Here is an 11,233-nt window from a genome sequence, read left to right on the forward strand (position 1 = left end):
GAGCTCGGCGTGCCCGAGCATCGCCTGTATAAAACGGATGTCCGCGCCGTTTTCCAGCATCAGCGTCGCCATCGAGTGCCTGAACAGATGGCAGCCCCCGTGCTTGCCCAGCTCGGCACGCTCCACGTACTGCGCCACCACCGTCGAGAGCCACACCGGGTTCAGCGCCCTGCCCTCGCTGCCCAGCAGCAGCGTCGGCTCGGCCAGGTTCCACGCCAGCAACGGCCGCGCCCGGTCCAGGTACTGCTGCACCCAGTGCAGCGCGCGCTCGCCCAGAGGCAGCAGCCGGTCGCGGCGCCCCTTGCCCTCGCGGATGAGCACCACGCAGCGTTCGGCGTCGATGTCGCCCAGCTCCAGGTGCGCCACCTCCATGCGGCGCATCCCCGTGGCATACAGCAGCTCCATCAGCGCCCGGTCACGCAGGCCCAGCGGCGTGCCGGTGTCGGCCAGCGCCAGCACCTGCTCGACCTCGCGCGCCGTCAGCACGCTGCGCGGCAGGCGCCGGATGCGCCGGGGCAGGTCCAGGTCGGCCGCCGGGTTGGCCGGGATGGCGCCCGTGCGCGTGAGCCATTTGAACCAGCCCCGCAACGGCACCAGCTTGCTGCGCTGGCTGGCCACCGACAGCGGCGCGCCATCCCGCTTGCGGTAGTGGTACAGCCAGCGCTGGTAACGCTCCAGGACCGGGCGGCTCACGTGCTGTGGGTGGGTGATGGCGCGCTCGTGCGCCCAGGCAATGAAGTCGCGCAGATAGCGCTCGACGCCGTACAGCCCCTGCTCGGTGCTGCCAATCGTCGCCCGGTGCGCCAGGTAGCGGCGCATCGCCGCGTACAGCCCGGTCGCGTCGCGCGGGTCGCCCACCGGCTGCGCGAAGCGCTGGCGCGGGCTGGCCTGGGACCGTTCAGAAGCGCGGCCGGTGCGCAAGGTCAGGCGGCTGAGGGTATGACCGGAGACACGCTCTCGTGCCGGAGCAGCGCTTCTCGACCATCGGCGCCGTTGCGGCTGGCCGCCGCGTCGTCCAGGCCGCGCCGCACCTGACCTGGTGGGCTATCCGAGGGCGTGCGACCGAGGGCCGACCGGGCACCGACCTGCCCCCGACCGGAGGCCGACCGCTTCGCCTTTTGCCCCGACCGGTCGGGGTCGTACGGCTGCCCGCCGTCATCCTGCAAGCTCTCGACCTCGCGCAGCCCGCACAGGTGCGCACGCTCGCCGTCGCCGTCATAGACCAACTCATAGGTGTGGCTCAGCCCCCGCCGATGCACCGCCAGGAACTCCATCTCCACCAGGCGCGCCAGATGCACCTTGAGCTGGGTATCACCCCAGTGCACCGCCTCGCGCAATTCCCGGCGCGTGAAGCGGAAGTCGGCCAGGGCAATGCCCAGGGCACGGCATTGCTCGCCCACCCACTCCCGCAGCAGCGTCAGCAGCTTCCTCGTCTGCGGCGGCAGCTCGTCCAGCGTGCGCCCCAGGACCTCGTGCGCCACCTCGTTGGCCAGCGCAATGTCCTGGCGCGTCACCTCGATGTAGGCCAGCGTCTGGCCCCGGTGTTCCACGTGCTTGAGGGCCCGCTGGTGCTGGTGCAGCAGCGCAATGGCGCGGATGAGGCTCAGGTATTTGGTATGGTCGCGCCGCGTGCGTGTCTGGTGGTCGCCGAAGCTCAGTTGCTGGGCATAGGGGTTCACCACGTGCACGGGCTTGAGCAGGCGCTGCGCGTTGCGGTGCAGCTCGATGAGCGCGCTGCGGTTGGTCTCGGCCAGCAAGCCGTCCAGGGTCTGCCGGTGACGCTGGCGCGCATGGATGGCGCGGGTCTGCTCGCGGCTCTCGTTGACGGTGAGCACCAGGCAGCGGTTGAGCAGTTCCTCGTCCACGTCGATGGCCGTGGTGGTGAGCATCAGCATCACCGGGCCTTGCACCCGGTACTGCTTGGTCACCAGGTTGCCGGTGGTCTCATCCTTGCCCGTGCTGGCGATGGTGAGCTGACCATCGGACTGCAGCAGCTTGAGCGCGTAGGCGGCCTGGCGCACGCCCTCTTCTTCGGCAATGGCCAGTATCTTGTGCTGCAGGTCGGTCTCGCCCAGGTAGAACAGGCTCTGTCCGGTCATCGCGCTGTACTGGATGCGCTCCTCGGGCGGCATCATCGCCAGCACGGCCTCCATCAGGCTGCTCTTGCCGGCCGCGCTGGAACTCTGGATGAGCACGGCCAGCGGCGTGTCGAGCTTGCGGCTGGTGGCCGCCAGATACCCCGCCAGCAGGTTGGTGGCTTCGCCCACCACGCCGCAGGCCTGCAGGTCAGCAGCAATGCGCTCGCACAGGTTCGGCACCCGCAGCAGCGCCAGGGCTTCAGCTTCCTCGTCGGCGCTGAGCACCGGCACCGCGCTCGTGGGCGCCTGCGTGGCGTGCAAGGCCTCGTCCTGCAGCGTTTCCAGACGCAGCAACAGGTGTCCGAGGTCGCGCTTGAGCGCGTCCTCGGGCAAGCCCAGCTCGGCGCTGGCCTGCCGCAGGAAGGCCGCGCGGGCGCGCGCCGCATACAGGTCCAGCGTGTCGACGTGGTAGCCCCCGGCGGCCTCTGCCGTTCCCTCCTGGCGCACCTGCAGGTTCACCCGCATCTGCTCCGGGCTCAGGTTCTTGCGCCAGCCGCGCACCCGCCACTGGCAGGCCCCCAGATGCAGGGTCAGCTCGTCGCCCTGGACATCGTCGGCCAGCGCCGGCAGGGCCGTGTCGGTGCTCGGCGCGGGCACGGCAGCGGCTAAGACAGAAGGCTCGGGCACCAGGGCTGGCGCGGGTTGGATGGTGGTTTTTTCTTCAGCCGCCGGGGTGAGGTTTTCCGGGGCTTCGCAGGCCTCGGGCGCTCGGCCTACCCAGCGCGCCTGGCGCAGCACCAGCGCGAGCGCCTGCGGCGCCGGCTGCAGCTTGCGCGCATATTCGTTCACGTCCATGCCGCGCGGCAACTGCACCCGCAACACCTCCAGGCCCGCGCTCAGCAAGCGCTCGCCCAGCCGCTCGGCGCCCCGCTCGCCCGCCTCGTCGCGGTCATAGGCAATGAACACACGCACGATGCCGCTGGCTTGCACCGTGGCCAGCATGTCGTCGCTAAAGCCCTCGACCCCATAGGCGGCGGTCACATTGGTGTAGCCGTGCACCCAGAAGGTCAGCGCGTCGATGAGCGCCTCGCACACGATGAGCTCGCGCGCCCCATCGTCGGTGCGCGCGCCGGCCTCGATGACGCCAGCCAGGTTGAACAGCCCGCGATGCGGCCCCGGCAGGTACAGGTGCTTGGGCGTGCCCGGGCGCAGGTCGTCGCGCAGCTTGCGCCCGTACACCTCGACCGCCTGCCCCTCGCCATCCAGGATGGGGATGACCAGCGAGCCATTGAAGTGCTCGTGGCCCGATTCGCGCAGGATGCCGATGCGCTGCAGCCGCGTGCGCAATTCGGCCCCGGCCACGCGGTTCTTGAGCGGCAGGCGCAAGCCCAGCGTGCGGTTGGCATAGCCCAGATGGAAGCGCGCCACCACCTCGGGGTGCGCCAGGCCGCGCGCCTCCAGGTAGGCCAGCGCCTCGGGCGACTGCTTCAGGGTCTCGTGGTAGTAGCCCACCACCTGGTCCAGCAGCGCCTGGTCGTCCGCGTCCGGCGCCACCGGCAACGGCAAGCTGCGCACCGTGGCGCGACCCGCACCCGCCGAACTGGCGGCTAAGGCAGGGTCGGCACGCAGCAACTCCACCGCGTGGCGGAACGACACCCCCTTGTGCTTCATGACCCAGTCGATGGGGCCGCCACCCACCTGGCAGCCGAAGCAGTGCCACAGGTTCTTGGCCGGGCTCACCACCAGCGACGGCTCGCGGTCCTCATGGAAGGGGCACAGCCCCAGCCAGTCCTTGCCCGACTTCTTCAGCGCCACCCCCGACGCCTCCACCAGCCGCTGCACCGAGATGTCAGCTTTGAGGTGCTCCAGTTCGCCCTCGGGGATGCGCGCCATCGACCAGACTCCGGGTTTACCCTGTCAAGGGGGTGTCAATAAAAATAACCCGCCAAGGGTATACTACTTAAAGTAGTATTTGCAACAGCGCACTGTAAAACCGGGAGTACCTTATGGCGGTCTTTCTGTCCGATGCATCGACCGCAACCATGGCTATCAGTACTGAGGAACGCGACTTCTTCGTCGCGCTGGGTGAACGCATTACCACCTTCCGCAAGGCACGGGGTATCACGCAGGTGCAACTGGCAGAAGTGCTCGGCGTCTCTCAGCAGACGATTCAGGCTTACGAGGTCGGGCGGCGCCGCATCCAGGTTTCGGCATTGCCGGTGGTCGCCCGTACCCTCTCGGTCTCCCTGGAAGAGCTCTTCGGCGAGGGCAACAGCGCGCAACGCAAACGTGGCCCCGTGCCCAAGTGGCAGCAGCACATCGAGAGCATCAGCCAACTCCCCAAGGCCCAGCAGAAGTTCGTCTCGCAGATGCTCGAGACTGTACTGGCCCAGCACGCTCGCTAACGCCCGTTAGCCGCTAACGCAAAAGCCCCGCATCGCGGGGCCTGGGGGCGCTTTTTTCTTTTTAATCGATAGACCTACAGACCCATCCCCTCCCGGGGCCGCTCCAGGTCCAGCGCGGCCGCCTTCGCATCCACCCGGCTCATCGCCCCCACCAGCAGGCTGCGGTCATCGGTGTACAGCTGCACCTCGCTCCTCGCCCGGCTGATAGCCACGTAATACAGGCTCTCGTTGGCCATCGCGCTTTTCACGTCCGCATCTATCATCACCCGCTCGCAGGTCTGGCCCTGCGCGCTGTGCACCGTGGTGCAGTAGCCGTGCTCCAGGTGTAACGGCCGGCGCAGCTCCAGCACCACCTGCGTACCCGATTCTTTTGCCAGCGTGAGCGCCTGCGGCGTCAGCGCCGACACCGTACCGAACTCGCCATTGACGAGGCCCAGCCCGTAATTGTTGGCGCTGACCCGCACCCGGTCTCCCACCGCCATGTCGCGCTCGACCACCGCGTACACCGCCACGTTGGGCATCAGGGCCGGACGCCATTCCACTGCCTGGCCGTCCTCGCGCTGCAGCGTCACCCGGCCCGCCTGCGCCGCCACCACCGTGGCCAGCTCGCCGCGCGCCAGACCCAGCGAGGCGTAGGCCTTCTGTACCTGCACCACGTCGCCCGGCTGGTACGACAGCGCGCTCTTGCGCTGCGCTTCGGTCAAGTCCCGCGCCACTAGGATGCGCACCGGCGTGCCAGTGAGCCCCAACCTGGCCCGCACCTCGGTATTGATGGCCTCGCGCGCCGCATGGGTGCCGGCCACGATGAGCGTCTCTTGCCGGTCCTGCGGCAGCAAGGCCGTGTAGTGGCGCGCAATGGTGGCGTACCGCTCGCGTGCGTGCTCCACTTGGGCAATGCGCGGTTTCAACAGCGCCAGGGACGTCGCCACCTCGCCCTCGGCCGCATGCTCCACCGCCGCCTTGAGGGTCGCACTGGTCTGGCGCTGGATGTCCTGCATATGCGCGGTCGCCATCCCCGCCGCCTGCAGTTGCGCGAACGGAACGCCCGCCTGCACCGCCTTCAACTGGCGCGTGTCGCCCACCAGCACGATGCGCGCGCCCGCGCGCTCCACCGCCGCCAGCACCGCGTGCATATCGCGTGCGGCCACCATACCGGCCTCGTCCAGCACTACCAGCGTGCGCGCATCGAGACCGCCGCCGTTGCGCGCGAGGAAGGCGGCAATGGTCCTGGCCTCGATGCCGGCCGCGCCCACCTCCTGCGCGGCCGCCGCCGAGGGCGCCAGGCCCACGCAGCGCCAGCCTTGTACCACCGCCAAGTCGCGCACCTGGGTCAGCATCCGCGTCTTGCCAGTGCCGGCGCGCCCTTGCACGCCCACCACCCGGTGCGGGCTGGTCAGTATCAGGCGGGCCGCGCCCCACTGCCCGGCGTTGAGCGCGTCGCCCTCGGTGCCTGGCAGCCAGGTCTGGCGCACGATGGGCGCCAACGCCTCGCGCCCGCGTGCCTCGATGTCCAGCAGCGCCCGCTCCAGCGCCTGCGCGGCGGCGGTCGTGTACCAGCCGCCCGAGGCCAGCAGACTGCCATCGCCCACGCGCGCCGCCAGCGCGGCCTCGATGTCGGCCAGCGTGGCCACCCCGGTGGCGCCGCCCAGCGCCCAGCCGACCAGAGCCTCATGGCGCACCAGGCTTTGGCGCTCGGTCAGGTGCTGGATGGCGAAGTCCACCGCCGCCGCCACCTGCGCCTGGCGCGCGTTTTCACTGAGCAGCACCGGGGCGCGCGCCGTGTAGTCGATGGCGAGCGCCGCGCCCTTGTCCTGCCACAGCTGGCGCAGCGTCGCGCGGTCCAGCTCCCCCTTGGCCTTGCGGCTGGCCAGCGTGGCAATCTCGCGCTCGGCCGCCGTCGCGTTGCTGCGGTCCTTCCCCAGTTGCGCCAGCGCGCCCACAATCGCCTGGCTGCGGCTGCTGAAGGCCGCCACGTGGGCATCGGTCAGGTGCGCCAACTCGAAGCGCCCATCGGCGTGCGTGGCGCGCACCGCGTAACCCAGCGCCTGCACCTCGCGCGCCAGCTCGGCCCGGTACAACGCCCCGAGCAACTTCTGCTGCCCGTACAGCGGCGCGGCATCCAGCGCACGCCACTGGCCATCGTCGCGCTGGGTCAGGTTCAGCAACACCGCATGCGTGTGCAGTTGCGGGTCGGCGTCGCGCGAGAGGTCGTGCCGGAAGCCCGCCACCACCAAGTTGCCAGTCGATGCACTGTAGGTGTCGCCGGCCACCGTGACGCGGCACGCCGCCAGGCGGTCCTCGATGTGGGCCAGCACCCGCGCCACCGCCGTATCGTGCGCCGCCAGCAGGCGGCGGTCGCCCGCAATCAGCGCCTGCATCGACACGCTTTTGGGGGCACTGAAGGTCAGGTCGAGGCCCGCCAGGCGCGGGCCTTCGCCGCCGTGGTGCATGGTGGTGCCATCCGGCAACTGGCCGTCCAGCAGCGTCTTGAAGGCCGCGGTATCCACCGGCCCAGCGAGTCCGAGCGCCTCGGCCCCGGCACCCAACCAGGCGCTGGGCGCCTGCCCGTCCTCGGCATAGTAGTCGTCAGCGCTCTCGTAGTAGCTGGCAGCGGCCGCGCCCGAAGTCACCTTGGCAAGTGTCAGCATGCGGCCTCCTCGGCGTAGGCTTCGGTCACGGCCTCGCGGCTCTGCGGTACCAGGCTGACCCGGCGCACCGGCGTGTCGCCGGCCAGGGCCAGGTAGCCCTGCAGGTTCGGCAAGGTGGCAATTTCAGACGGCAGCACCAGCCGCTCCTGCACGGTCGCGAGGCTCACACCCCGGCTCGTGCCCTGCGTCCCCTGCGAGCGCGACGCCTCCGCTCGCCGCACCTCGCGCTCGCCCAGAGAACGCGACAGCGCTTCGCAGGTGTCGGGGTCGGTGCGGGCAATGGCCAGCACCAGCAGGTTGCGGAAGCACGAGCGCAGCACCACCGCCGCGTCCTGCCCGTAAAGCCGGTCCAGCTGCGCCGTGCTCTGCAACCCCGCCACCACGCACAAGCCGTGTTTGCGCCCCAGCGTCAACGCCGCTTCCAGCGAGGCCAGCGGCCCGAGCGCGGCCAACTCGTCCACGATGAGCCACAGGCGCCGGCCGGGGTCGGCCGGCAGGCTCAGCACCGCATTGGCGAGCACATCCACCCAGGCGGCCAGCAGCGGCGCCAGCGCCGTCTGCATGTCCGCGCGCCAGCTCAGGAACAGGCTGCCGGACTCGGTCTCCAGCCAATCGCGCAGGCTGAACGCGCCCGGCGCCAGATAGCGCTGCGGCGCGAGCCGCGCGGCCAGCACGAAGCGCGTCGAGGCCAGCGCCTTGGCTGCCTCGGGGTCGAACAGGCCCGCCGCCGGCGTGCCCGCGAGCAGCTGGCCCAACTCGGCCGCCGGCGCGATACTGGCCCAGTACAGCAGGCGCTCAGTCGAGTTCTCGCCGTTGCGCACCAGCGCGCGCAGCACCTCGGCCAGCAGCCCCTGCGCATAGCCGTGCCAGGCCGCGCTCTCGCCCTGGCCATCGGGCACCACGCTGCGCGCCAGGCGCTCAGCATCGAAGTCGCGGCGCAGCTCATTAAACAAGGTCCAGTGCTCGCTGCGGCTATCGAACGGGTTCAAGAGCCGGTCGCCGTCCTCTGCGAACTGGCTCAGGTAGCCGCCATTGGGGTCGCACACGATGCAGCGCTCGCCGCGCGCCCGGATGCCAGCGAGCAGCTCGCCAATGGCCGTGGTCTTGCCCGCGCCGGTGCTGCCGGCCAGCAGCCAGTGCAGCGGCTCGGCTTCGCGCGGCAGCGGCACGCCTGCGAGCGTCAGGGGGTCAGCGGTACGCATGCTCAGCCCTCCAGCTTCGGGCCGCGCACGTGTGCACCGCGCAGCGCACCCTGGCGGCGCCAGCGCGCGAACAGCCATGCGCACAGGCCGCTGGTGGCGAGCACCGCCACCGCGAGCGTGAGCGCGAACAGCGTCACGGTCAGACGCTCGGCACCGCCGGTGAACACCGCCTGCAGTTGCTGCACGGCCAGCGACCCAGACAGCCCCAGGCCGCGCTGCCACACCGCCGACCACAACACCATGAAGTGGACGCCGGTCAGCACCAGCCAGACGATGGCTCGGTCCAGCACGATGAGCAGGCTACTGAGGAAGGGGTCGCGCGTGCTCATGCCTGGCCTCCGTGCTGCTGAGTCCGTTGCGCCAGCTGGGCGCGCACGCGCCCCAGGATTTGCGCGTCGCGCGCCGCCGCCAGCTCGCGCAGCAACAGCACCGCCTCCAGCGCCAGCGCGTCGTCCGTGGACCGCGCCGGCGCCGCCACCAGGCCACGCAAGGCCGCGAGCTCCGCCTGCACGTCCAGCGCGCGGTGGACCGTTAGCACCTGCTCGCGCACGTACTCGCTCATGGTCTGCCCGGCCGCATCGGCGTGGCGGGCAATGCCGGCGTACTCGGCCGGCGCCACCCGCACCTTGATGAACTTGTTGCGCACGCCGGCTGCCCGCGAAGCCGCGCCAGCACTGGGCGTGGTCGCTTTGTGGACCGCTGCGGCGGGGGGCGGTCTACGCGCCAAGCCAGGCGCGGCGGGGGTTTCCGGCGCATAGGCGCCGCAATCGGAGATTGCAGGGGTGTGTACTTTCTCTGCAGGGCCTGTAAGGGCCGGTTTGGGGTCGAACATGGGTCGCTCCTGACGAGTGGGGATGCAAGGTGTAGCGAGTCCGACACAACACCCTTTAAGGGCGGGCCGTGGCTCGGCAGACCCGCATGCGCAGGTCTACGTCAGGAGTAAGCGACTCGGGTTTAGCCTTTTACCGGAGACCGGCTCCTGGCAAGGCTTGGCGGGGAGTTTTAGATGCCGCCGGCCAGGCGGCTGAGAGCGAACCCGGGGGCCAGGAACGACAACGCCCGCGCAGAGCGGGCGTTGATGGCAGAAGGTCTCAGACGTGTTAGAGCTTTGCGGATATGGCACTTACCAACTCTTCGGCCTCACGTAGAGAGAACTGTTCACCCCGCTGCCTAAAGAACTCAAACGCCATAGCGTTCGCGCCATGAAGTGCATTGACTATGAAGCTAACTTGGTTAGGCCCAGTAGTCAGCTCAGGCGGTACCGCAATCTGGACCACAACCGCCTTGTCTTTCTTCGAGAAGTCCCCGAATTGCAAGCCACTAAAGCCGGCATCTCCTAGTGACCCAGGAACGACGAAGACGGCATTGACAAGTGGTAATTCCCCAAGCTTCACGGGCCCTCTTAACTCATTCAGGGCACGCGTTACCGCCATAAGTGTGCGGTTGATTTCAGAGCCACGAAGCTCTGGGCCTCTGTATACACCACCGATTGATATCATCACCCTTACCTTCTTTTACCAGCCCATGGCTCACGATTCAGCGGCCCCGGTTGCGTCTCAACCAGTTCGCGTTCCTGACGCAATATGTCAGCGCGGCTTCCACGTGATACCTCAAAGATTTGCTTGTCCAGCATAAAGCCGCCCGAATACCGGCTGTTCATGTCCTGTGAGATACCCCACTTCAACAGGTTGCCAGAAGCAGCGTCTTCCAGTCTGTAGAGCGAAGCTTCCCGCCCAGACATCACGGAATTGCCGTGTACCGACTCCACACCCCTGGCCCAAGCGCCATAACCGCTACTAAACCCTGTCCCCCACGGAGCGCCTTGTGTCCTCTGTACCCAGCCCTGAAGGTCAAGTTGACCGCCATTTTCCTGATAGGAGCGCCATGCATCAAGCCGCTGTATCAGTCGTGGGTTCACCAGGCTCCCTTCAGCAGCATTGTCGCTGATAGGAGTTCCTCCGATGCGGCCATTCCTCCCAATGGAGGCCACCGACCGAGCCCTGCCTGCACCACCTGGCGCCCACATCGAATCCAACGGCTCGGTTGCAACGGCTGCCGACGCAGCCATCTCCAAGCTGCCCGACGCTAAGAATACGCCGCTGGCCACGAGGCCGCCAATTGGCTGCCCTTGAACGGCCGCAATATACCGGTTGCGGGCGGCAACTTGAGCCTCCGCAGCCCTCGCCCCAGCACCATATGGTACCAACTGAGGGCCCGTTGCCCACTGCGTCTGGTTCGCAGCACGCGCGGCAGCATCGCTCTGCTGCCGGCTCAACCTGGCCGAGTAGGCGAAGTCAAGTAGGCCCGTTTCTGGATTGGTCAGAAGATTGCCAGCCTGTGCAGACTTGCCCGTGACACTACCCGGCGCTCCAGATGCGTGAACGACCACCTCTCCATCAGGGCGCACTTCGGTCCATTCCCCCGTGTACGGCGTGCTTCCCCCGAATCTGCCAGCGAAGCCGTCATCGTCCTCACGCGCGTTAGCGCGAGCCGTGACCTCTGGTAGCGTTCCGTAGCTGTGGGGCCCGGCGTCAGTCCCGGCGGCACTGGTATTGACTACCTGTCCACCGAACGTCTGCGCGTACCGCTCCGCCTGGGTCTGCGGCTCGCCGATGTCGCTCCAATAGTAGCCGCCCCCCGATGCGCTCGAAGCTGCCGTCTGCGTCTGTTGGGCCGGCATGTCCCCCTGGAACATGCCAGTTGTCGGTGTGTTGTCCACGTAGTGTGGGCCGTCAGCGTTGCCATAGATGCTGCCGACGCTCATCACGTTGCCTTGCCCTTGGGCAATGGCCTGTTCCTGAGCGCTTCTACCGCCGACCTGGCCCAGCGCTGTTTCGCCGCTGCTGTTTTGGCTACTCGAGTTACTTGCCAGGCTCCCACCCAGTGCATTGCCAAACGCA

8 protein-coding genes are annotated in these 11,233 nt (G+C 68.5%); 1 reads left to right on the forward strand and 7 read right to left on the reverse strand.

Annotation, left to right across the window (positions count from 1 at the left end; all coding sequences use genetic code 11):
* Together xerC and ACYP5B_RS06915 are read right to left on the reverse strand one after the other, a co-directional pair.
* Nucleotides 1-921: site-specific tyrosine recombinase XerC (gene xerC, locus ACYP5B_RS06910; protein ID WP_459569081.1), on the reverse strand; the 921-nt coding region annotated here is incomplete at its 3' end.
* Nucleotides 922-923: 2 nt separating this feature from the next.
* On the reverse strand, nt 924-3,971 hold the full coding sequence (locus ACYP5B_RS06915) for a CHC2 zinc finger domain-containing protein (protein WP_459569083.1): 3,048 nt from the start codon (nt 3,969-3,971) through the stop codon (nt 924-926).
* 113 nt (nt 3,972-4,084) lie between these two features.
* Here ACYP5B_RS06915 and ACYP5B_RS06920 point away from each other — a divergent pair, with 113 nt between their 5' ends.
* Nucleotides 4,085-4,483, forward strand: a complete 399-nt coding sequence (locus ACYP5B_RS06920; RefSeq protein ID WP_459569085.1) for a helix-turn-helix domain-containing protein — start codon at nt 4,085-4,087, stop codon at nt 4,481-4,483.
* A gap of 74 nt (nt 4,484-4,557) precedes the next feature.
* Here ACYP5B_RS06920 and mobF read toward each other — a convergent pair whose 3' ends face one another.
* The 5 genes from mobF to ACYP5B_RS06945 form a co-directional block, all read right to left on the reverse strand.
* Nucleotides 4,558-7,131 (reverse strand): MobF family relaxase, encoded by a 2,574-nt coding sequence (gene mobF, locus ACYP5B_RS06925; protein WP_459569086.1) that lies wholly within the window; start codon nt 7,129-7,131, stop codon nt 4,558-4,560.
* Nucleotides 7,125-8,333 carry a type IV secretion system DNA-binding domain-containing protein gene (locus tag ACYP5B_RS06930; protein WP_459569087.1) on the reverse strand — a complete coding sequence of 403 codons (1,209 nt, stop codon included), beginning with the start codon at nt 8,331-8,333 and terminating at the stop codon, nt 7,125-7,127. The genes mobF and ACYP5B_RS06930 overlap by 7 nt, the downstream gene beginning before the upstream one ends.
* A 2-nt stretch (nt 8,334-8,335) precedes the next feature.
* A complete protein-coding gene (locus ACYP5B_RS06935) occupies nt 8,336-8,662 on the reverse strand; it encodes a hypothetical protein (protein ID WP_459569088.1) in 327 nt (108 codons plus the stop codon).
* Nucleotides 8,659-9,165, reverse strand: coding sequence for a plasmid mobilization protein (locus tag ACYP5B_RS06940; protein ID WP_459569089.1), 507 nt, complete (start codon nt 9,163-9,165; stop codon nt 8,659-8,661). Before ACYP5B_RS06940 ends, ACYP5B_RS06935 begins: the two co-directional genes overlap by 4 nt.
* A gap of 672 nt (nt 9,166-9,837) precedes the next feature.
* Nucleotides 9,838-11,233, reverse strand: a 1,396-nt coding sequence (locus tag ACYP5B_RS06945; protein ID WP_459569090.1) for a hypothetical protein, incomplete at its 5' end; no start/stop codon positions are given.

The organism is Cupriavidus sp. 8B (genome assembly GCF_054589115.1).